This is a genomic window from Sphingobium sp. CR2-8 (assembly GCF_035818615.1).
Lineage (GTDB): Bacteria > Pseudomonadota > Alphaproteobacteria > Sphingomonadales > Sphingomonadaceae > Sphingobium.
The window spans coordinates 7,501-28,744 of record NZ_JAYKZY010000001.1 but is presented as its reverse complement, the minus strand read 5'-3'; the positions used below and the strand labels follow the sequence as shown (position 1 = coordinate 28,744).

General features: G+C 63.0%; 19 protein-coding genes and 1 CRISPR repeat array (2 of these 20 running past the window's edge). Of the genes, 8 read left to right on the top strand and 11 right to left on the bottom strand.

Annotated elements, in window-relative coordinates; genetic code table 11:
• A CRISPR array of direct repeats spans window positions 1-469; the repeat unit is 36 nt; unit sequence GTTGCCGCTGGACCACGATCTCTGAGTGGTTATGAT (it extends 425 nt beyond the left edge of the window).
• A 72-nt stretch (window positions 470-541) separates the two neighbouring features.
• From cas2 to ligK, 6 genes are all read right to left on the bottom strand, one after another.
• Entirely contained in the window at window positions 542-880 is a 339-nt protein-coding gene (cas2, locus tag U5A82_RS00130; protein ID WP_326287725.1) for a CRISPR-associated endonuclease Cas2, read from the bottom strand.
• Complete coding sequence (cas1, locus tag U5A82_RS00125) at window positions 877-1,800, bottom strand: type II CRISPR-associated endonuclease Cas1 (RefSeq protein WP_326287724.1); 924 nt, start codon at window positions 1,798-1,800, stop codon at window positions 877-879. Before cas1 ends, cas2 begins: the two co-directional genes overlap by 4 nt.
• Window positions 1,801-1,844: 44 nt before the next feature.
• Entirely contained in the window at window positions 1,845-5,114 is a 3,270-nt protein-coding gene (gene cas9, locus U5A82_RS00120; protein ID WP_326287722.1) for a type II CRISPR RNA-guided endonuclease Cas9, read from the bottom strand.
• A 433-nt stretch (window positions 5,115-5,547) separates the two neighbouring features.
• Entirely contained in the window at window positions 5,548-6,426 is an 879-nt protein-coding gene (locus U5A82_RS00115) for an amidohydrolase family protein (protein ID WP_326287720.1), read from the bottom strand.
• 129 nt (window positions 6,427-6,555) lie between these two features.
• The gene (locus tag U5A82_RS00110) at window positions 6,556-7,617 is read right to left on the bottom strand and encodes a 4-oxalomesaconate tautomerase (RefSeq protein WP_326287718.1); all 1,062 of its coding nucleotides are present in this window, start codon (window positions 7,615-7,617) and stop codon (window positions 6,556-6,558) included.
• 87 nt (window positions 7,618-7,704) lie between these two features.
• A complete protein-coding gene (gene ligK, locus U5A82_RS00105) occupies window positions 7,705-8,379 on the bottom strand; it encodes a 4-carboxy-4-hydroxy-2-oxoadipate aldolase/oxaloacetate decarboxylase (RefSeq protein WP_326287717.1) in 675 nt (224 codons plus the stop codon).
• 85 nt (window positions 8,380-8,464) lie between these two features.
• On the opposite strand from ligK, the gene U5A82_RS00100 reads away from it, so the two are divergent.
• The 6 genes from U5A82_RS00100 to U5A82_RS00075 all read left to right on the top strand — a co-directional run bounded on the left by U5A82_RS00100 (window position 8,465) and on the right by U5A82_RS00075 (window position 14,114).
• Window positions 8,465-9,670, top strand: coding sequence for a LysR substrate-binding domain-containing protein (locus tag U5A82_RS00100; protein ID WP_473964815.1), 1,206 nt, complete (start codon window positions 8,465-8,467; stop codon window positions 9,668-9,670).
• 84 nt (window positions 9,671-9,754) lie between these two features.
• Window positions 9,755-10,642 (top strand): NAD(P)-dependent oxidoreductase, encoded by an 888-nt coding sequence (locus tag U5A82_RS00095; protein WP_326287715.1) that lies wholly within the window; start codon window positions 9,755-9,757, stop codon window positions 10,640-10,642.
• Window positions 10,643-10,707: 65 nt separating this feature from the next.
• Window positions 10,708-11,733, top strand: a complete 1,026-nt coding sequence (locus tag U5A82_RS00090; protein WP_326287714.1) for an amidohydrolase family protein — start codon at window positions 10,708-10,710, stop codon at window positions 11,731-11,733.
• On the top strand, window positions 11,730-12,182 hold the full coding sequence (gene ligA / locus U5A82_RS00085; RefSeq protein ID WP_326287713.1) for a protocatechuate 4,5-dioxygenase subunit alpha: 453 nt from the start codon (window positions 11,730-11,732) through the stop codon (window positions 12,180-12,182). The genes U5A82_RS00090 and ligA overlap by 4 nt, the downstream gene beginning before the upstream one ends.
• 1 nt (window position 12,183) lies before the next feature.
• Window positions 12,184-13,080 (top strand): class III extradiol dioxygenase subunit beta, encoded by an 897-nt coding sequence (locus U5A82_RS00080; RefSeq protein WP_326287711.1) that lies wholly within the window; start codon window positions 12,184-12,186, stop codon window positions 13,078-13,080.
• 92 nt (window positions 13,081-13,172) lie between these two features.
• Window positions 13,173-14,114 (top strand): Gfo/Idh/MocA family oxidoreductase, encoded by a 942-nt coding sequence (locus U5A82_RS00075; protein WP_326287709.1) that lies wholly within the window; start codon window positions 13,173-13,175, stop codon window positions 14,112-14,114.
• Window positions 14,115-14,222: 108 nt separating this feature from the next.
• On the opposite strand, the gene U5A82_RS00070 is transcribed toward U5A82_RS00075, so the two are convergent.
• From U5A82_RS00070 to U5A82_RS00050, 5 genes are all read right to left on the bottom strand, one after another.
• The gene (locus tag U5A82_RS00070; protein ID WP_326287708.1) at window positions 14,223-14,450 is read right to left on the bottom strand and encodes a hypothetical protein; all 228 of its coding nucleotides are present in this window, start codon (window positions 14,448-14,450) and stop codon (window positions 14,223-14,225) included.
• A complete protein-coding gene (locus U5A82_RS00065; protein WP_326287707.1) occupies window positions 14,447-15,358 on the bottom strand; it encodes a helix-turn-helix domain-containing protein in 912 nt (303 codons plus the stop codon). The genes U5A82_RS00070 and U5A82_RS00065 overlap by 4 nt, the downstream gene beginning before the upstream one ends.
• A gap of 372 nt (window positions 15,359-15,730) precedes the next feature.
• Entirely contained in the window at window positions 15,731-16,288 is a 558-nt protein-coding gene (locus tag U5A82_RS00060; protein ID WP_326287706.1) for a fasciclin domain-containing protein, read from the bottom strand.
• A 76-nt stretch (window positions 16,289-16,364) separates the two neighbouring features.
• Window positions 16,365-17,084 carry an anti-sigma factor gene (locus tag U5A82_RS00055; protein ID WP_326287705.1) on the bottom strand — a complete coding sequence of 240 codons (720 nt, stop codon included), beginning with the start codon at window positions 17,082-17,084 and terminating at the stop codon, window positions 16,365-16,367.
• Entirely contained in the window at window positions 17,077-17,607 is a 531-nt protein-coding gene (locus U5A82_RS00050) for a sigma-70 family RNA polymerase sigma factor (protein ID WP_326287703.1), read from the bottom strand. Before U5A82_RS00050 ends, U5A82_RS00055 begins: the two co-directional genes overlap by 8 nt.
• 315 nt (window positions 17,608-17,922) lie before the next feature.
• On the opposite strand from U5A82_RS00050, the gene U5A82_RS00045 reads away from it, so the two are divergent.
• Together U5A82_RS00045 and pobA are read left to right on the top strand one after the other, a co-directional pair.
• Entirely contained in the window at window positions 17,923-20,343 is a 2,421-nt protein-coding gene (locus tag U5A82_RS00045) for a hypothetical protein (protein ID WP_326288749.1), read from the top strand.
• Between the two features lie 164 nt (window positions 20,344-20,507).
• Window positions 20,508-21,244: the 5' portion of a 4-hydroxybenzoate 3-monooxygenase gene (gene pobA / locus U5A82_RS00040; protein WP_326287702.1), read on the top strand. Its footprint extends 433 nt past the window's final position; 737 of the gene's 1,170 nt are visible here — the first part of the coding sequence; the start codon lies at window positions 20,508-20,510; its stop codon lies beyond the right edge, outside the window.

Genomic DNA, 21,244 nt, shown 5'->3' with positions numbered 1-21,244 from the left:
TTATGATCTGCGTCTCCATGATCAACAAGTGGGCGCTGTTGCCGCTGGACCACGATCTCTGAGTGGTTATGATTATAATCGAACCAACAACGCCCGCCGCTACGTTGCCGCTGGACCACGATCTCTGAGTGGTTATGATTGATTGAATGTTCGTTATGTGCGAACAATAGTTGCCGCTGGACCACGATCTCTGAGTGGTTATGATTCGAGCACATAGTAGGCGTAGGCTCCGATGGTTGCCGCTGGACCACGATCTCTGAGTGGTTATGATCGACGAGCGCGAAGCCCATATCCTTCATCCGTTGCCGCTGGACCACGATCTCTGAGTGGTTATGATGAAGCCCGCGCATTTGCGACTGGTCGAAGGGTTGCCGCTGGACCACGATCTCTGAGTGGTTATGATCTCTGATGTGACCGGCGCGCGAATTAAAAAGTTGCCGCTGGACCACGATCTCTGAGTGGTTATGATGGATCATCGGTTAGTGCATTGGAATGGAATGCAATAACCGATGATCTGTGGCCCCAAAAATGGCGGATATCGTTAGAATAGGGCGAGCTGATTGGGGTTTTTCCGTTGCCGACCGCGGCGTTGGCCTGAATATCGCACGATATTTTCATATTGCCGGTCCGTGAAACTGAGGATGTGGACGTCGCCGCGATCGGGCAGGTGCGATTCAACTCGCCGCATATAGGTTTCGAACTGTTCCTTGCCGTTGCAGAAGCGAGCATAGACGGAAAACTGGCTTTTCTCAAAACCTTCGTCCAACAGAAATTCGCGGAATTTGGTGGCGGCGCGCGCCTGTTCCTTCGTGGCGACCGGCAGGTCGAACATGACGAAAATCCACATCAGCCGATATCCGCTCAGTTGGGTCGCGCTCATGCGAGCAGGGAATCCAGGCCCGCCAGTTCCAGCGCGGAAGGGGGCGTAGGCAGGACTATGTCGGCGGCGGTGCCGCTCTGGAACGCGCGGGCCAGGCTTTGTGCCGCGCGATTGGCGGCGCCGGCCACGGTCGTGGTGCCGTCCGCGCCTGGCAGGTCGAGCGCGATCAGGCCGGCAAAAGCGCGCTTGGCCTCCGGAGTAACCGTTTCGACACCGCGCGCCATCAGGCGCAGGGTCAGTGCATCGACGAGGGGACGGAAGGGTTCGATCAGGTCGTCCGCCAAGGCCAGCGCATTGGTGCGGTTGGCGTGATGCACCCCGATCGAGGGATGCAGGCCCGACGCCACTACCGCCCGCGCGCATAGCGATCGCAGGACCGTGTAGCCATAATTGAGCAGGGCGTTGGCTCCGTCGGCATCGCGATCACGACGGAATGCCTCTCCCATCAGCAGCGGCCAGTAGCGGCGGGCAGCCTGTGCTTCGACATTGTCGGGGTCGCCGGAGCCGACGCGGCGCGCGAGCAGGTCGAAGGCGGACGCGGATATGCCATTGGCGTCCAAAACCGCCGCCTGCCAGCGTATCTTGGCAATCACGATCCTGCGCCAAAGCTGTTTGGAAAGCGGCCTGCCTGCCTCCCATTGTGCGCGCATCCGCGCATTTTGGGCATGGTGTCCGTTGATCGGCAGACAGATCGCCACCGGCGCATGGTTGCTGCCGCATAGCAGCATCACGGCGCCGCGTTTCGCCAGGGCGACGATGAGGTTGGTCGACCAGGTGACGCCATGGGCATGCACGATCACGGCCGCGACATCGTCCAGCGGCACACGGCCGACCTCGGCATGATCCTGCGATACGATGAGGAAGCCACGGAGCGCGGACAAGTGACGGCCATCGGTCGCTATGTCGACGATCCGATCCATGATGCTACTCCCTTTGTCGTCCTAGCGTGGCTGGAAAGGCCGGATCAGGGTTGTGCCCCTGTCTTGCGGCGGGCCGTGCGCGCCGGAAAGCCGGGGTCGCGGACCCGGCCCAAGGCATCCACGATAACCTGTCGCGCCTGCCATTCCTTCAGCCGGGACGGGGCGGGGAGGGTGTAGCGGAAGCCCGATTCCTTGTCCCGGCTGCGCGCATCGACATGGGCTTCATGCAGCGGGGCGAGCGCAAGCTGGGCAGGTGAAAATTTGACCACGCGCATCAATTCGCGCCCGCTGCCGCGATCGAAGGCGAGCACGTCGTTGCGATGCAGGCTCAAGACCTTTCGCGCGGCGGGGTGGGGGCGACGTTCCTCACCGGTTTGGTGCATGTCGAACATCGATAGGGTGCCCGATTGCGTCTGGCCCTGCGCGTCCTTCCAGCTTGTCACCCATTTGCCGTCGGGCATTTCCCATATGTCGTATCGATAATTGGAATCGCCCTTATAGCCTTTATAGACTTTGCCGGTTCGATCGCGGACCGGGATCAGGTTCAGTCCTTCGATGATGCGCGCGCCACGGATGCCCTGGAATTGCGGATGGGTCTTGGCGAAGGCGCGGATGGCATGAGCGAAGGCCGTCTTGTCGGCCTTCCCATGGGTTGCGACGGCCAGGGCTTTGCGCAGCGCGTCATCGACGATCCAGGCGGGACTGCGGCCCGTGCCGCCGTCGATCAGATGTTCCGGCTTGATCGACCCGATCGCCACGCGATGCACGACCATCGGCACGCCATTGGCGTTGACCTGACCCGTAAAACCATAAGCGGTATCATTGTGGAGCGCGCCCGCAGTCATGTGCGGCGGGGCGGATTGGTGCAATGCCGCCTTGGGCTTCAATCCGTGGTCGGGGCGATGGCTGACCACCGTCCTGTCGAGCGCCGCCTTCAGCGCATCGCGAAAGCCGGGCCAGGGATGTTCCAGATCGGTGAAAAGGCGATCCAGATTATCCTGCTCCGCACGGCCGGCGGCGGCCGCGATCCTCTGGATCAGGGCATGGGTCGTGACGCCCGTGACCGCAGCGTCCAGCGCGTGATGGCGGTGGTCGAGCCGGTTCTTGGGCGCATCGCTATGCTTGTTCACGACCTGATTATGATCGCCGAGGATGGAATTGAGGCCCCATATGCGCCGCAGCATCGACGTCATCTGCCCCGGGATCACATAGACGCGACGTCCTTCGTCGCGGCCGTAGAGGCTGCCCAGATATTTGCCCGCCAGCACCGACAGATATTGCGTGTCCTTGAGCTGGCGTTCGGCAAAGCCGCCCTCCTTGTCGAAGCGGTCCATGGCGTTGGGCAGGAAGCGCCACTGCTTGGCGCTATGCAGGCGCGACACCTGGTCCAATATCGCGTCCCAGCGATCGGGATCATGGCCCCATTTTTCATGGGGGGTCTGGTTCCCCTTCTGCCGGTTGCAGGCGGTATGGACGACGACCTTGTTGGCCGGGCCGTCGTCCAGCGTGCGGGAATAGGGCAGGATATGGTCGATATCGACTTCGCTGCTGTGGAAGAGCTGACGGATGCCGATGGTCTTGCCCAGCGTACCGCAATAGGGGCAATAGCGATCCATGACGCTGGCGGGGCTGAGTTCCTGCCACAGGCGTAGCCGCATGCGGTTGGCGCCATTATCCTCGATTCCGTGATCCCGCAGGATTTTCGATCGCTCTTCGGCCGCGCGCGTGTTGGCGGCGATCCTTTTGTTGGCGGCTTCGCGCTGCTTGTCATTCTGTTTCAACTCGCGCGCGATTTCCACGACGATCTGGTCGGGTCGGCCATGAACGGCGATGATGTCGTTGATCACCGCCTTCACCTGGTTAAGGCCGATATGGACGGTCGGGTTGCTGATCCGGCCGAAACGGATTTCGGGCGGATCGGCCGGATCGTTACTCCCCGGTTTCAGGTCGCGGTCCAGGATTTCGCCATAATAGGGGAGGGTGTCGCGCCCCTCTTCGGGCCGTCGATCCGAATGATGGCCCAGCAGGTCGGCATGGCGCCGCACCGCTTCGTCATAGTCGATCACGTCCCGCTTGAGTTCGGTAAGGATCAGGCGGGAGGCGGTTTCGCCCAGGCGGCCATGGCCTTCGGGCAGATGGACCGCCGCGATCGCCTGCGCGGTGGCTTCGTCCACAAACCATTGGGATTGTAGCCATCCGAGCAGGGCGTCGTGACTTTCCTCCTCCATGACCTGGCGAATGATCTGCCAGCGCGCGTCTTCGGGGAAATCCCCCCACCGCCCGCCAAAGCGGCTCGCATGGCTCATGGCAACATGGATCTCGTCGCCCAGCAACTCCTTGCGCGCTTCGCTTTCCTTGTTGAACCGCGCGTCGTCGGACAGTTTCAGGACGCGCTTGCGCAGGGTTTCGAAACTGATCTTCTTTTTCGATTTCAGGGCCAGGATGACGGTGTCGCATTGGTCGCGGCTGAGCGGGCGTTCTTCGCCGCTCTCGCGAATGCGCAGCTGGTTCACCTCTTCATAAAGGCGACGTTCCTGGAAGAGAGGGTGCGCCTTTGGCAGGCGCTCTTCTTCCAGGAACGTACATTGGCCGACCTTTTGGGCTGCCAGAGGGCGCTGGCGAAAGATGATGCTGCGGATATGGGCGCGGGCGGTTTCGTTCAGCAGTGCAGGATGATGAACCGCCTGCGCCGCCCATATGGAATCGAATTCATATTCATAATGGCGGCGTTGCGGATAGAAATCATAGCCGCTGCCGTCGGCCGCCATCCTGACCCGCTTGGTTGCCAGGCCATGGAGAAACTGGCCCAGCGTGTCCGCCCCAGCCTCCGCCATGGCGCGGTCCAGTTCGATCTCGGCCTGCTTGACGACGCCGGCGTCCTTGTCGCTGGTGCGGCGGTCGGCCTTGCGATTGCTCTTGAAGCCGCGGCGCTGGTTGAGATGAAACAGCGCGCGGCCGATTTCATGGGGGTGCAGTTTGTCAGTCAGCGCGCGGACACGCAGGTCATAGGGGTCGAGACCGACCAGCGCCCGCGCCTGGGCGGCATCCTGCGGCATCAGGCCATGGACGATCAGGGCAGCCAGCAGGGCGGAGCGGCGTTGCAGATAGCGATCGCGCCGCCGCCGCATGGCCCGCGCATTGCGGCGTTCGACGGCAAGCGAGTCCTTCGAAATGGGATGACGGCCATCGCTGAAGATACGGACGCCGATACCCTTTATGCCGTTGGCATTGCCGTGCGCGTCGAGGGTGTAGAGGCACCAGCCCAGGCTGTTGGTGCCCAGATCCAGGCCAAGTCTTGTCTGTATTTTCATCATACCCCCGTCCGATCCATATGTGCATCGTGCCGAAAACGAAGCAATATGCATAGCATCCAGATTGGCTGATTTAATAATCATTAGCTATGGCATTGACATTGATCTGGCTGTCGCTATTGAAGATGGTATCAAGAGTGACGAAGGGCATCCGCAAATCCCGTCTGCTACTTACGATATGGGTGGTGCTGTATGCGGATGCACCACCCATCCAACTGGCCAAACCATATTGCTGAATCAGCAATCTGAATCATAGCTAGTTGCTGTCGGACTGCGATCTCTGAATGGCGCCGGATGCAAAAAAGGCGACGCCGTAGCGTCGCCCTTATCTGGTGCAGACTAGCTGCTTGTTAGCCGCCAGACCACGATCTCTGAAAGGCCATCATAGCCTTTTCGCGATCGTGGTCAACTGTCGCTTTCGCTGTTCGGTGAAGGTCTAGCCGCTCATTTCCTCCGGCCAATAAAGGCGCATGGGATTGTCGATCAGCAGCTTGCGTTGCAGCTCGGTGGTCGGGGCGATGCGGGGGATCATATCGACCAGATGGCCGTCGTCCGGAATGTCGTCCTGCATATTGGGGTGCGGCCAGTCGGTGCCCCACAGGACGCGATCCGGATAGTCGGCGACCAGCGGGGCGACCGCGTCGGCGAAGGCGTTCCACGGATCGCCTGTCGGATCGAGGCGGTCGGGGCAGGTGGCCTTGAACCAGATGTCGTCGCGGCTTTCCAGGAAGGCGCGGAAGGCCTGCATGTCGGCGCCGTCCGGGCCCTGTGTCACGTCAGGGCGGCCCATATGGTCGATCACCAGAGGCACGGGGATCGCGTCCATGAAGGGGCGCAATTCTTCCAGAATGTCGGCTTCGAAATAGATGACGACATGCCAGCCAGCAGGCAGGCGTTTGGCGACGTCGAGGAATTTATCCTTGGGCGCGTCATCGACAAGGCGCTTGAGGAAATTGAAACGGATGCCGCGAATGCCGCCGTCATGCAGGGCGGCGAGGTCGGCGTCGGAGATCGCGGGATCGACCACCGCGACGCCGCGCGCCTTGCCGTCGGATTTGGCGATGGCGTCCAGCGTGGCGCTATTGTCGGTGCCATGGCAGCTCGCCTGCACGATGACGTTGCGGGCGAAGCCCAGATGATCGCGCAGGGCGAAAAGTTTGTCAGGTCCGGCGTCTTCTGGGAGATATTTCGCCTTGGCGCTGAAGGGGAAATCCGCCATCGGGCCGAAGACGTGGCAGTGGGCGTCGATCGCGCCGGGGGGCGGGGTATAGAGCGGCTTGGACGGGGCGCCGTGCCATGAGGTGATGCGGGTCATGTCCTAAACTCCGTTCGCCCTGTTTGAACGAGCCACTTGTCTCGTTCAAATGTCGAAGGGCAATTTTTGCTAGAAGAAAAGTGCGGGGCTTCGACAGGCTCTCCTGAGCTTGTCGAAGGGCCGAACGGGTTATGCAAAAACGATGCCGTCCATCAGTTTGCGGGCGGTGCGGAGCATGGCGGCGCTGATGACGGCGCCGCTGTCGTCCAGGTCCATGACGCAGGTGGTTTCGCCGGTGGGATGTTCGACCGAGAGCGTCTTGCGATTGCCGTCGGGGATGGAGGCGACCTCTAAAGCGGGCGAGCCTTCGATCAGGCAGGCGGTGGCGACGCTGACCGCGCCCAATACGCCGATGGAGGCGTGGGCGCGATGCGGGATGAAGCTGCGCACCGTGACCGTGCCGCCATTGCGGGGCGGGGCGACCAGCATCATCTTGGGCACCGATTTTTCTTTCACGTCGCCCAAATTCATCCGCTCGCCAACGGCGAGACGGATTTTCTCGATGCGCGCTTTCAAGTCGCTGTCCTTGTCGAGCGTGTCGCGGTCTTCATAGCCGGTGACGCCGACATCTTCCGCCTTCATCACCACGCAGGGCATGCCATTGTCGATCAGGGTGACACGCACGCCCTCCACCTCGTCAAAGGCGTTGCCGGTGGGGAGGAGCGCGCCGCAGGAAGAACCGGCGGTGTCGCGGAACTCCAGCGGGATGGGGGCGGCGCTGCCGGGCACGCCGTCGATCTTCGCGTCGCCGTCATAGCGGACCTTGCCATCGGGCGTCTGGACCGTGGCGATGGCGATTTGCCCGGTATTTTCCATGAAGATGGCGACGCGGGTCTCGCCGTCTTGCCCGGCGACGAGGCCGCGTTCGATGGCGAAGGGGCCGATCCCGGCCAGGATATTGCCGCAATTCTGGGCGTCGCTGACGATAGCCTGATCCACGAAGACCTGGAGGAAGAGATAGTTGATATCCACGCCGTCCCGTGTCGATGTCTTCACGACCGCGACCTTGCTGGTCAGCGGATCGGCGCCGCCCATGCCGTCGATCTGGCGCGGGTCGGGGGAGCCCATGACGCGCAGCAGGAAGGCGTCGCGGGCGGCTGTGTCGGTGGGCAGGTCCTCGGCCAGGAAATAGCCACCCTTGGAGGTGCCGCCGCGCATCCACAGGACGGGGGCGGAAGCATGGGCGCTCATTTCCCACCTCCGTTCTGTTCGAGCTTGTCGAGAACGGTGCGCTGGGTTCTCGACAAGCTCGAACCGAACAGGCGAGGGAGGCGTGATTTATACATATTTCAGGCCCATCTCTTCCAGGCGCGGGCGCATATTGTAGATGTCGAGGCCGAGTTCGCCGGCGGCCAGGCGGACGCGCTTGGCTTCTTCGGCGGCTTCACGGGCCTGCGCCTTTTCAAGGACCGATGCTGCGTCGGCGCGGGGCACGATGCAGACGCCGTCATCGTCGGCGATCACGACATCGCCCGGATGGACCAGCGCATTGGCGCAGACCACCGGCACGTTCACCGACCCGATCGTATTCTTGACCGTGCCCTGGGCGTGGACCGCCTTCGACCAGACGGGGAAGTGCATTTGGGTCAGGTCGCGCACGTCGCGCACGCCCGCGTCGATGATGAGCCCGCGGCAGCCGCGTGCCTGCGCCGATGTGGCGAGCAGGTCGCCGAAATAGCCGTCGGTGCAGGGGCTGGTGGGGGCGAGGAGGAGGACGTCGCCTTCCCTGAGTTGCTCGATCGCGACATGGATCATCCAATTGTCGCCGGGCGCGGCGGAGATGGTGACGGCATTGCCGGCGATGCGCGCGCCGGTGTAGATCGGGCGCATGTACGAGGCGAGCAGGCCGGTGCGGCCCTGCGCTTCATGCACGGTGGCGACGCCGCATTGGGCGAGGCCGTCGACGACGGAGAGGTCCGCCCGCTCGATATTCTGGACAACGATGCCGGACATGCTGACCTTCTCCTTTGATGACGGTGCGCGCCCGGACCAAGTTAATGTTCGGGCGGCGCGAGACAGGTTGCTGGCTGGACCCTTCGTGCGCAAAGGGCAAAAAGGAAATCTGGCCAAGCCATTAGTTTTCACTAAATATGGCATCGTGGACTGGACCGATATCAATCTGCGGCATTTGCGCGCGACCGTGGAAATTGCCGAGCGGGGAACGATGAATGCGGCGGCTGCGGCGGTCAGCCTGACGCAACCAGCGATAACCCAGGCGCTGGCGCGGTTCGAAGCGATGCTGGACGCGCCGTTGTTCGACCGGCGGCATGATGGGATGACGGTGACTGACGCGGGCGCGCTGCTGGTACCGCGCTTTCGCGCGGCGTTGGACCATATCGCCAGCCCGCATGTGACGATGGCGCGGTTCCGCGCGCTGATCGCGCTGGCGGATGCGGGCAGCTATCCGGCGGCAAGCCTGCTGACGGGTTTGTCCATTCCCTCGCTGCATCGCGCGGTCAACGACCTGGGATTGTCGCTGCGGCGGCCATTGGTGCGGCGGCAAGGCAAGGTGGTGATGCTGACCGAGGCGGGGGTGCGGATGGCGCGCGCCTTTCGCCTCGCGCGGGTGGAACTGGTCGCGGCGCTGGCGGAACTGGCGGCGCTGAAAGGGTATGAGACGCGCAGCATCGTGATCGGCGCGATGCCCTTGTCGCGGGCGCGGGTGTTGCCCGCTGCCGTTTCGCGCTTCCTGCGGCGGCGGCCGGGGGTGCGGATCACCATATTGGAAGGGTCGCGCACCGAACTGATCGAGCCGCTGCGCAACGGGGCGATCGACATGATGGTGGGGGCGCTGCGCCAGCCGCTACTGGAGGCGGATTTCGAGCAGGCGGCGTTGTTCGATGATCTGCCGGTGGTGATCGCGCGGGCGGGGCATCCGCTGGCGGGGACGCAGCCTGTAATGGCTGATCTGGCGCGCTATCCATGGATCATCGCCGCGTCGGGCGCGCCGTTGCGCGAAAGCTGGGAGGCGTTGTTCAGCGCGCAGGGTATCGCTTTGCCGGTGGTGCCGATCGAGTCGGGATCGGTCATGACGATCCGTCAATTGCTGATCGACAACGACTTCCTGACGCTGCTGTCGCCGGATCAGGTGACGGTGGAGCTGGAGGCGGGATGGCTGTGCCGGATCGATACGCCTGTATCGCCCGCCAGCCGGGCGATCGGTGTGACCACGCGGGCGTCGTGGCGCCCGACCACGGTGCAGGGCGAATTCATGGACGATCTGAAGGCGGTGTCGCGGGGTTGACGGTTGAACGATGTTTAGCGCCAGCTAATGGCCGGGCACCTGATCCGATTTGTCGTTTTGGGCCGGGTTGGGCAGAGTTCCGCCATGACGACCGACATTCTCCTGATCGGATTTGGCGAGGCGGGCAGCACATTCGCGGCAGCCGGCGCGTGGGGGCGTCGGGCGCGGGCGCATGATCGTGATTCCGCGCGGGCCAACATCATGGCGCAGATGGACGTCGCCTGGTGCGACCGGCTGGGCGATGCTGTACGCGGCGTGCCGATGATCCTGTCGCTGGTGACCGCGGACCAGGCGCTGGCGGTAGCGCGCGACGCCGCGACGCGGATCGCGCCGGGAACGGTCTTCTGCGACATGAACAGCGTTGCGCCACAGACCAAGCAGGCCGCGGCCACATTGGTCGAGTCGGCCGGGGGCCATTATGTCGATGTAGCGGTGATGGCGCCGGTCGATCCTGCGCGGCTCAACGTACCGTTGCTGTTGAGCGGTGCGCGGGCCGAGGATGCCGAGGCGCGGTTGCGCGCGCTGGGCTTTGGCAAGACGCGCGTCGTCGGCGTGGACGTGGGGCGGGCCTCCTCGATCAAGATGATCCGGTCGGTGATGGTGAAAGGGATCGAAGCGCTGACCGCCGAATGCATGCTGGCGGCGGAAGCGGCCGACGTGCTGGACGAGGTGCTGGCGTCGCTGGATGCCAGCGAGAAGGCGAAACCGTGGGGCGTGCGGGCGGATTATAATCTCGACCGGATGCTGGTGCATGGCACGCGCCGCGCGGCCGAGATGGAGGAAGTGGTCAAGACGCTGGACGGCCTGGGCACGGGCGCGGCGATGACGCGCGGCACGGTGGCGCGGCAGGCGGCGATCGGCGCGCTGGGCGTGAAGACGCCGCCGGAAGGGCTGGGCGCGAAGATCGGGGTGATTTCTTCCGATGGCATTCCCGCAAAGGCGGTGATGACGGAGTTTTTGGGGCGAGCGTAGCATGCTGTCGCCTGAGACCCCAGCCTTCGCTGGGGTGATGGATAAGGGTTGAGGAAAGAGACGCGATGAGCCTGATTATCGATTGCCATGGTCATTATACCGTCCTGCCCAAAGGGCATGACGCCTGGCGCGAAGAGCAGAAGGCCGCGTTCAAGGCGGGGACGGCGTGTCCGCCCTATCCCGACATCAGCGACGCGGAAATTCGCGAGACGATCGAGGCGAACCAGTTGCGCCTCATCAAGGAGCGCGGCGCGGACCTGACCATCTTTTCCCCGCGCGCGTCCGCGATGGCGCCGCATGTCGGCGACGAGGCGATGGCGAAGGAATGGGCGATCCGCTGCAACGACCTGATCGCGCGGGTGGTGGCGATGTTCCCCGAAACCTTCGTCGGCGTATGCATGTTGCCGCAGTCGCCCAAGGCCGACATGCGCAACAGCATCGCAGAGTTGGAGCGCTGCGTCACCGAACTGGGCTTTATCGGCTGCAACCTCAATCCCGATCCGGGCGGCGGGCATTTCACCCATCCGCCGCTGACCGACAAATATTGGTATCCCTTCTACGAGAAGATGGTGGAGCTGGACGTGCCCGCGATGATCCATGTGTCGGGCAGCTGCAATCCGGCGATGCACGCGACCGGCGGCTATTATATCGCGGCCGACACGATCGCCTTCATGCAATTGCTGGAAGGCGACCTGTTCAAGGATTTCCCGACGCTGCGCTTCATCATCCCGCATGGCGGCGGCGCGGTGCCCTATCATTGGGGGCGCTATCGTGGGCTGGCCGACATGCTCAAGAAGCCCGACCTGTCGACGCATCTGATGAACAATATCTTCTTCGACACCTGCGTCTATCATCAGCCGGGCGTGGACCTGCTGGCGGACGTGATCGAGAATAAGAACATATTGTTCGGGTCGGAAATGGTCGGCGCGGTGCGTGGCATCGACCCGACTACGGGCCATTATTTTGACGACACCAAACGCTATGTCGATGCGCTGGAGATTAGTGACGAGGAGCGCGCCGCGATCTTCGCGGGCAATGCCCGTCGCGTCTTCCCGCGCCTGGATGCCCAATTGAAGGAGAGGGGACTATGATAACAGAAGATCCCAAGCATCAGGATATCCATGAATATCTGGCCGAGATGGAGGATATTCCCGGCACTCGCGTTTTCACCGCCAAGCGCGCGCGGCAGGGCTATCATATGAACCAGTTCGCGATGAGCCTGATGAAGGACGAGAATCGCGCGAAGTTCAAGGCGGACGAACGCGCCTATATGGACGAATGGCCGCTGACCGACGATCAGAAGGAAGCGATGCTGACACGCGATTATAATCGCTGCCTGGACCTGGGCGGCAACGTCTATTTCCTGGCGAAACTGTTTTCGACCGACGGCATCCCCTTTGCCGAGGCGGTCAGCACCATGACCGACATGCCATTCCCAGAATATCGGGAAATGATGATGCGAGGCGGCCGCTCGCCCGAAGGCCAGCGGTCGATCAAGGCCAATGAAGCGGCAGCCGCCGCCAAGAAAGAGGATTGCTGAAATGGCGCGGATTACCGCTGGCGTGGCGTCGAGCCATGTGCCGCTGCTGGGCGTGGCGTCGGACTTCAACAAGGATCGCGACGATTATTTCGGGCCGATCTTCGCGGGATATGACTGGACGCGGGAATGGGAGAAGGCCGAAAAGCCCGATGTCGTGATCCTGGTCTATAACGACCATGCGTCGGCCTTCGACATGAAGATCATCCCGACCTTCGCGATCGGTTGTGGCGAGCGCTACAAGTCGGCTGACGAAGGCTGGGGGCCGCGCGCGGTGCCGGACGTGGAGGGGCATCCCGACCTCGCCTGGCATATTGCGCAGAGCCTGGTGCTGGACGAATTCGACATGACCATCATCAACGAGATGGACGTCGACCATGGGCTGACCGTGCCGCTGTCCATGATGTTCGGCAAGCCGGACGCCTGGCCGTGCAAGGTCGTGCCGCTGGCCGTCAACGTCGTCACCTACCCGCCGCCGTCGGGCAATCGCTGCTGGGCGCTGGGCGAGGCGGTGCGCAAAGCGGTCGAGAGCTTCCCCGAAGATCTGAACGTCCAGATCTGGGGCACGGGCGGCATGAGCCACCAGTTGCAGGGACCGCGCGCGGGGCTGATCAACAAGGAATGGGACAATCGCTTCCTGGACGGACTGGTCGGCGACCGCGACCATCTGCGCCGCATTCCGCACATCGAATATCTGCGCGAAACCGGCAGCGAAGGCATCGAAATGGTGATGTGGCTGGTGATGCGCGGGGCGCTGGGCAAGAATACGCGCGCACTGCACCGCCATTATCATGTGCCCTGCTCCAACACCGCGATCGGTCATATGGTGCTGCGCCCGGATAATGGCGAAGGGCTGGACATGACCGGCAGCGATACGGTGACGAGAATCGCGGCGGAATAATTCATCGGGGAGCGGATGCTGCGTTTTGCCGCGCTCCCCCACCCCAACCCCTCCCCCAAAAGGGGAGGGGCTTTTAGTATGGAGTTGCAATCATGCGTATTGCCCTGGCTGGCGCCGGTGCCTTTGGCGAAAAGCATCTTGATGGCCTGAAGAATATCGACGGCGTGACCGTCACGTCGATCATTGGTCGCGAACTGGAGGCCACGAAGAAGGTGGCGGAGAAATATGGCATCGGCCATGTGACGACCGACCTCGATGAGACGCTGGCGCGCGATGACGTGGACGCGGTGATCCTGTGTACGCCCACGCAGATGCACGCGGCGCAGGCGATCGCCTGCATGGACGCGGGCAAGCATGTCGAGGTGGAAATTCCGTTGGCCGACAGTTGGGCCGATGCGCAGGCGGTGCTGGCCAAGCAGAAGGAAACCGGCCTGACCTGCATGGTCGGCCATACCCGCCGCTTCAACCCGTCGCATCAGTATGTCCATAACCGCATCAAGGCGGGCGAGTTCAACGTCCAGCAGATGGACGTGCAGACCTATTTCTTCCGTCGCAAGAATATCAATGCGAAGGGCGAGCCGCGGTCCTGGACCGACCATCTGCTGTGGCACCATGCCGCGCATACGGTCGACCTGTTCGCCTATCAGGCGGGCAAGATCGTGGAGGCGCATGCGTTGCAGGGGCCGATCCACCCCGATCTTGGCATCGCGATGGATATGTCGATCCAGTTGAAGAGCGAGACGGGTGCGATCTGCACCCTATCGCTGTCGTTCAACAATGACGGGCCGCTCGGCACCTTCTTCCGCTATATCGGCGACACCGACACCTATATCGCGCGTTACGACGATCTGGTGAACGGCAAGGAAGAGGCGATCGACGTATCGAAGGTCGCCGTGTCGATGAACGGCATAGAATTGCAGGACCGCGAGTTCATCAGCGCGATCCGCGAAGGCCGCGATCCCAACAGCAGCGTCGCCAAGGTGTTCGATTGCTATCGCGTACTGGGCGAGCTGGAGCAGCAGCTGGCGGGTTGATCGGGAATCCCTTCGGGGTCGCAGGAAGGGCGTGGCGGAAATTCTGCTGCGCCCTTTTTTCTTGTGTTTGTGGCCGGGGAACAGTTTTATGTCGCCGTGCTGCTCAAGTCAGGCGCTCAACAACGGGTGCGTCATGCGCAGATCGTCGAGCAGGCTTTCGATCAGCGCGACATCCTGGACGCTGCCGGTCGGCATGGCGTTCCAGTTGCAATGCGGGTGCGTGGCGGGGCTGTAGAGCCGCAGCTTGCCGACCACCTTGCGCCAGTGATGTTTGCTTTTGCCATGGTCGCGGACCAGGCGGGCCACGAGCAGGTCGGTGAGCTTGTCCGCTGTCATGCGTGGCTATGTAGAGGCGGACCGGGTGGCGTCAACGCCTCTCGCGCGGCGCGCCAGACGCTGGGCGGCTGGCCGATGTGGCGAGCGAAGAAGCGCGAGAAATAGGCCGGATCTTCAAAGCCGACGGCGTAGGCGATGTCCGTGACCGAGAGCTGGGAATAGAGCAGCAGGCGGCGCGCCTCCAGCAGGGCGCGGTCGTCCAGCATCTGCGCGGGCGAACTACCCGCTACGCTGGCGCAGGCTTGACGTAGGGCGGTAGGACTGGTGCCCAGCGCGCGGGCATGTGTCGCCACCGGTTCGCGTTGGCGAAAGCGTTGTTCGATCCGCTCGCGCAGCCGGGCGACCAGGGCCGCCTGGCGGGCGGTGCCGGGGCGGGGGGTGTCCGTCACGATCGTCGCATGGCGCAACGCAATGACCATCAGCAGCAGCAGCGCGGATTCCACGGCGGCCCGCTGGCCGGGGCCGGACCAGCCCAATTCCTGCGCCATGCGAGCGATGCTGTCTTCCGCCGCCGCACAGTCTGCGGGTGGAAGGGGGACGGCATGGGGATGGGCGAGCAAAGGCGTCAGATCCGAATCGCGGGCGATGAGATGGCGCAGATAGGAATTGGCGATGGTGGTCACATGGCCGCGCGATTCCCGGTGCCAGGTAAAGCCATGGACGATCCCGGCAGGTATCAGCAGCAGGCACGGGGCCTCGAAATGCACCTGCGCCGCTTCCGCCTGCATCGCGCCGCCGCCTTGCGCAATCAGGATGATATGGTTGAGGTCGCGATGGACATGCGGGCGGATCGTCCATTCGCTGGGACGCGATCGATCATCGAGACTTTCCACATGCACAAACCCTTCCGCCACGCAGCGCTGTGGTTCGCCGTAGAGATAGAAGCTGGGGACGGGCGCGATCGACATGGTGGATCGTCCATCTATGGACTTAGCTTCACCGCGTAAACCCTGCTGCAAGTCCGTACATCCGCGACCTTGATGCGTCTGCCTCGATTGTCAGCAAATCCTGCAATTTTGGTCAGTTTTAGCCGGTTGCGCCGGTCCGTTCGTGGTACGGGCAGCCATTCACCCGCGCGCGACAGTGGGCGGAATGGCGGCAGGGCGCTTTGCGGGCGAGGTGGTACACCTACGGTCTGACCGAGTAACATTACCGCCGACACGTCGTGCCGCTCTTAAACTGGGCGATCCGCATGGTATCGACAGGCAAAAAGGAAGCCCGCCGGTCAGTTAAGGGCCGGCGGACTTCCTGCAGTCCAAAAATTCACAGGGTCGATCGGGTCAGGGCATGAGCACCGTATCGACGACATGAATGACGCCATTGGACTGCATCACGTTGGCGATGGTTATCTTCGATGAGCCGCCCTTGGCGTCCGTCAGATACCAGGCGCCGTTCTTCTCCCACGCAGTCAGTTTCTCACCCTGAACGGTGGTCAATATAGCTTTGCCGCCATTGGCCTTCGCTTTCGCGGCGATGTCGCTCGCGCTCAGGCGGCCGGCGACGACATGATAGGTCAGTATCTTGGTCAGCGTCGCCTTGTTTTCCGGCTTCAGCAAAGTGTCGACGGTGCCAGCCGGCAGTTTGGCAAAGGCGGCATTGGTCGGCGCGAATACGGTGAACGGCCCCTTGCCCTTGAGCGTATCGACCAGGCCGGCCGCTTTGACCGCGGCGACCAGGGTGGTGTGATCCTTCGAATTGACGGCGTTATCGATGATATCCTTGGTTGGATACATCGCTGCGCCGCCGACCATCGGGTTCTTGGCCATCGCAGGAGCACCGCCCGCGATCAGCATCGCTCCGGCTATCGACACCGCAAATTTTGTCAGGCTGCTTGTCATGAGGCTTCCTTCCTATCTCTCGCGTCCTTTCATGGGCGCGGTCTAGTTACGGAAACGCACGCGCAATGGACGCAGATCAGATCAAAGAAATTTTGCCGACGGCGACAGGCGCGGAACTGGGGGCGGCATGCGGGGCGTCGGAGGCAGACTCCATCGTGACGGCCAGGGTCGCACCCTCCTGCATGAGCGTGCGCAAGGGCGTATCCACGAAGACCCGGCTGTCGCTGCCGCCCGCTATCAGGCCGAGCGAACGAGGCTTCCCATCGGCCGGAATGACCCAAAGTTCGGGCGTCAGAGGGCTAGTCTCCATGCCGGATGGCCGCAGGACAAGCTGGCCGGTGACCCGATCATAGCGGGCCAGAATGACCGGGCCAGCGGGCGTCCCGGTCATCTGTGCAATAGCCACCGGCGCGCTTTGGGCAAGGGGCGGATCGGATACGGGCGGTGTTGGACGGAACAGCAACATCAGCGCGAGCGACGCGGCTATCGTGCTTGCAGCCACGCTGGTGCCTCGCCACAGGCGCAATCGCCGCATGACGGTGTCGCGTTCCGCAAAGGGTTCGGCAATGCGCGCCTGGATGCCGGTCCATAGCGAATGCGGCGCAGGCACTGGCCTATAGTCATCGTAAAGAGGCGCCAGCCGTTCGTGCCAAGCGTCGATCTGCTCCGGCGCAAAGCCAGGATCAGCCATCAGGCGGCGCAGCGCCGTCGCTCGTTCAGCATGATCGAGCAGGCCCAGCGCGAGTTCGGCGGTCAAGGCGTCGCGCTCTTCGCGGCTCAGCGGCGCGTCAACCATCGCCAAGGCACTCTTTGAGCCGTTGCATGCCCCGCCGGATCCAGCTCTTCATGGTGCCCAGGGGAACCGCCATATGGTCGGCCAGTTGCGCATAGGTCAGTCCGTCGAGAAAGGCCGCGCGGATCGAAAAACGCTGCCTTTCTTCAAGCTGATCCAGGCACATCATCATGCTGGCCCGTGCCTGGTCGCGTTCGATCACCACGTCCGCCGCTGGCGCATCGTCCGCGACGAGGGCAGCGGATTCCTGCGGCAGCGTGGCAGGCCCGCGGACCGAGCGGCGCCAATCGATTGCGGTGTTGCGCGCGATGGCGCAAAGCCAGGTGATCGGACTGGCACGCGTGGCGTCGAACCTGTCGGCACGGCTCCAAATTTTCACGTAGACGTCCTGCAAGATATCCTCCGCAGCTTCCCGGTCGGAAGAGATACGGAGGCAGACGCCGAAAAGTTTCGCGGATGTCATGTCATAGACCTGGCGAAGCGCGACACGATCCTGCTGGGCCACGCGGGCCAATGCGGCGATCAATGTATCGCGTTCGGTATCCGCAGTTCCCACAAGACTTTAGCCTATCACCGGCACCATCCTATGCAATCGAATTTGCACTGTTTCACCGAAGGGATGATGGTCGAAAAGGCAGATGCGCCGGATCGCGGCGTTGATATCCACCCCGAAATGGCCAATCCCCATTTCGGTCACTATCGTGGGACATGCCGCATGGCTCTACACATCTGGCGCTGGTGCGGGGCTGGCGACGCTGTGAAACGACGATCGGTTTGCGCGGTTCCAGCCTGGGTGCGAATGGTCTAAAGGGTCACCGATATGAAGCTGGACAGTCACATGATGCCTTTGCCCACCGGCAGGATGATCCGAACCGCCCGCGTGGGCCTGGGCACGTTGATGCTGTCGCTGCTGATGCCTGCGTCCCTTGGCGCGGCGGAACCTGCCCCCTTCGAACTGTCCGGCCCTGCGCTCGATATACTGGTGATGCGCGGCGAGCAGAGCCTGCCGATCGCGCAGGTGCCCAGTCTTTCCGAAGGCGACCGGCTCTCGATCGAGGCGGACCTGCCCAGCGACCAGGGCGCGCGCTTCATTCTCGTGTCCGCCTTTCTGCGCGGCGCGACCAATCCGCCGCCTAAGGATTGGGTCCAGTTCGCCGAAACATGGAAGAAGAAGGACAAGGACAAGGCGCTGGTGCTGACCGTGCCGAAGGGCGCGCGGCAGATGGTGTTGTTCCTGGTGCCGGACACGGGCGGGGCGGAAGGCGTGCTGTCCGACGCGGTGCGCGGGAAGCCGGGTGAATTCGTACGCGCGACGCAGGATCTGAACCAGGCTTCGCTCGACCGTTCGCGGCTGGACGCCTTCATGTCGGCGATCAAGGCGCAGGAAAATAGTCATCCCGAATTTTTGCGCAGCGTCGCGCCGACGCTGGCGCGCAGCCTGTCGATGAAACTGAATGAAGATTGCCTGTCCAAGGTGGTCGAAATGCAGGCCGCCTGTCTGCTCAACAATCGTGAGACGTTGGTGCTGGCCGACGTCCATAGCAGTTCCATCGCCGAGACATTGACCGGCGCGCCGACCGATCTGGCATTGCAATTGAGCGCCACGCGGGAGGCGGGCTATGGCTATTACAGCGCCTATATCGGGGTGGTGCGCGACATCGCCAAGATATTCGGTGCGTTCAGCAGTCCGCAATTCGACTATCTGCCCACGTTGAGCGTGCGCAAGGCCGATGGCATATCCCTGCTGCTCAACGCGGCGCCCTCTTTCCAAAAGCCCAAGTCGGTCATGGTCGTCGCCATGCCGTCGATCGAGGCGGACAGTCCGCCGCGCCTTCGCCGGGGCGGGGATGCGCCGATCTGCGCGGCGCGCGCGGGCACGGTCTTGCCCGTCGAAGGGGCGCCGCTGATTTTCTCGACCGATTATGCGCGCGACGTGAAATTGGTATTGAAAGCGGCTTCGGGCGAAACCGTCGAACTGCCGGTGGAGGCGCGCGCCGACCGGGGCGGCTATGTGCTGACGGGCGGCGCATTGCCGCCGACCTTCAAGGGTACGGTTGAAGGGCATCTTTATGGCCGCTGGGGATTCGATCGGTTCGACGGGCCGGACTTTACCATGCAGATGCCCGACGCAGGCACATGGACGGTCGATGGCGAAACGTCCGCACTGGTGGTCGGGCGCGACAATGGCCTGGTGTTGAAGGGCGGTGCGCCCGCCTGCGTCGAAAGCGTCACCATGCGGCAGGGGGACGGGGCGCCCCGCCCGGTGGCATGGAAAGTCCAGGGCCGCGACGCATTGGCGCTGACCGTGCCGTTGGCCGACCGCAAGCCAGGCGCGCTCAGCATCGACATCAAATATCAGGGCGTGGCGCAACCGTCCGCTATTGCCCTGCGCAGCTATGCGCAGGCAAGTCGGCTGGACGGGCTGTTGCTGCATGCGGGAGACAAGACGGCGTTGCTGTCGGGGCAACGGCTGGACCAGGTGGAAAGCGTGGAAGTCGGCGGCCTGTCACTGCGCCCTGACGGCCTGACGCGGGACGGCGCGGTAGATCGGCTGCGGCTGGTCGGGCAGGGGGAGGGCGTGGCCGCCGAGGCGGGCAGCGAAGCGACGGCGCGGATCAAGCTGCGCGACGGACGCAGCGTAAGCCTGAGCCTGAGGGTTGCGCCCGCTCGCCCGCAGGTGAGTTTGCTCAGCAAGGATATCAGCCTTGGTGCGCCACCTGCCAATGGCAGGGCGCTGGCGCTCCATGGCGACAATCTCCTTCCGGACAATGGTCGGCTCGTCTTCTCGATACGCGCGGGCGAGGGGACGACGCTCAGCGCAAACGACGCGATCGAGGTCGCGCCCGCCGACGATAGCGCGGCTGTCCGCCTGACTTCTGCCGATGGGCTAAGGCTGGAAAGCCCCAAGGTGATGGTGGCGACACTGGACGCCAAGACGATGGCACCTTCGCTGTTCGGGCCTTTGCGGTTCCGACTGATGCGCGGCGGCGAGGCCAGCGACTGGCGGCCGCTGGTGACACTGGCGCGGTTGCCCCAGATCGAGGGCGTGGCCTGCGAAGGGAAGGATGCTGGCTGCACGATCAAGGGGCGCGACCTCTTCCTGATCGACGCGGTCGGGGCGACGCCGACGCTGGAGCAGGCCGCGCAGGTGGCCAATGGCTATACCGGGTCGGCGCTCAACGCGCCTGCGCCACAGGATGGCAAGCTGTATCTGCGGCTGCGTGATGCGCCCGACAGCGTCGTGACGGTCCCTGCCGCCTGAAAGAAGGCTGGATTATCCATCTTTTCCGGACCCGGGAACGATGATGCATAGCAATCTTCCGACAGGGCCGGTTGAATCGTCCAAGCAAAAGGATGGTCCGACCATGTCCAATGAAGCGCCAGCACAGCATGATCTCTCGCAAATATGCGTGAGAGAGGATCGTCATGAAGACGCAGGTTGCTATCGTCGGGGCCGGCCCCGCTGGGTTGATGCTGGGGCATCTGTTGCGTGCGGAGGGGATCGATGCCGTCGTTGTGGAACGGGCGTCCCCAGACTATGTTCTGGGCCGTATTCGCGCCGGTGTCCTGGAGCGGACCACGACCGACCTGATGGACCAATTGGGCCTGGGCGCACGCATGCATGCGGAAGGGTTGCCGCATGACGGGTTCCACCTGGCCGATGGCGAACGTCTGATCCGGATCGATATCGAAGCGCTGACGGGTCACCGGGTCATGGTCTATGGCCAGACCGAAGTGACCCGCGATCTGATGGACGCCGCCCCGGAACGCGGCCTTCAGGTCATATATGAGGCGTCCGATGTGACCCTGCATGATGTCGATAGCGACGCACCCTATCTTAGCTACAACAAGGATGGGGCGACCCATTGCATCGATGCGGAATTTCTGTGCGGTTGCGACGGATTCCACGGTCCCTCGCGCAAAGCGATCCCTGCCTCGGTCGCTGGTAGCTATGAGAAAGTCTATCCGTTCGGCTGGCTCGGCATCTTGGCCGACGTGCCGCCGTGCAATCACGAGCTGATCTACGCCAATCACGAACGGGGTTTCGCATTGGCTTCGATGCGATCGGCCACCCGCAGCCGCTATTATGTGCAAGTCGCATTGGATGAAAAAGTCGAAGACTGGTCCGATGATCGGCTGTGGGACGAACTGGCGATCCGCCT

Bases quoted from the DNA above. Each gene is read 5' to 3' on its own strand.
- cas2 (WP_326287725.1), bottom strand. From the start codon at position 880: ATGAGCGCGACCCAACTGAGCGGATATCGGCTGATGTGGATTTTCGTC.
- cas1 (WP_326287724.1), bottom strand. From the start codon at position 1,800: ATGGATCGGATCGTCGACATAGCGACCGATGGCCGTCACTTGTCCGCG.
- cas9 (WP_326287722.1), bottom strand. From the start codon at position 5,114: ATGATGAAAATACAGACAAGACTTGGCCTGGATCTGGGCACCAACAGC.
- U5A82_RS00115 (WP_326287720.1), bottom strand. From the start codon at position 6,426: ATGACCCGCATCACCTCATGGCACGGCGCCCCGTCCAAGCCGCTCTAT.
- U5A82_RS00110 (WP_326287718.1), bottom strand. From the start codon at position 7,617: ATGAGCGCCCATGCTTCCGCCCCCGTCCTGTGGATGCGCGGCGGCACC.
- ligK (WP_326287717.1), bottom strand. From the start codon at position 8,379: ATGTCCGGCATCGTTGTCCAGAATATCGAGCGGGCGGACCTCTCCGTC.
- U5A82_RS00095 (WP_326287715.1), top strand. From the start codon at position 9,755: ATGACGACCGACATTCTCCTGATCGGATTTGGCGAGGCGGGCAGCACA.
- U5A82_RS00090 (WP_326287714.1), top strand. From the start codon at position 10,708: ATGAGCCTGATTATCGATTGCCATGGTCATTATACCGTCCTGCCCAAA.
- ligA (WP_326287713.1), top strand. From the start codon at position 11,730: ATGATAACAGAAGATCCCAAGCATCAGGATATCCATGAATATCTGGCC.
- U5A82_RS00080 (WP_326287711.1), top strand. From the start codon at position 12,184: ATGGCGCGGATTACCGCTGGCGTGGCGTCGAGCCATGTGCCGCTGCTG.
- U5A82_RS00075 (WP_326287709.1), top strand. From the start codon at position 13,173: ATGCGTATTGCCCTGGCTGGCGCCGGTGCCTTTGGCGAAAAGCATCTT.
- U5A82_RS00070 (WP_326287708.1), bottom strand. From the start codon at position 14,450: ATGACAGCGGACAAGCTCACCGACCTGCTCGTGGCCCGCCTGGTCCGC.
- U5A82_RS00065 (WP_326287707.1), bottom strand. From the start codon at position 15,358: ATGTCGATCGCGCCCGTCCCCAGCTTCTATCTCTACGGCGAACCACAG.
- U5A82_RS00060 (WP_326287706.1), bottom strand. From the start codon at position 16,288: ATGACAAGCAGCCTGACAAAATTTGCGGTGTCGATAGCCGGAGCGATG.
- U5A82_RS00055 (WP_326287705.1), bottom strand. From the start codon at position 17,084: ATGGTTGACGCGCCGCTGAGCCGCGAAGAGCGCGACGCCTTGACCGCC.
- U5A82_RS00045 (WP_326288749.1), top strand. From the start codon at position 17,923: ATGCCTTTGCCCACCGGCAGGATGATCCGAACCGCCCGCGTGGGCCTG.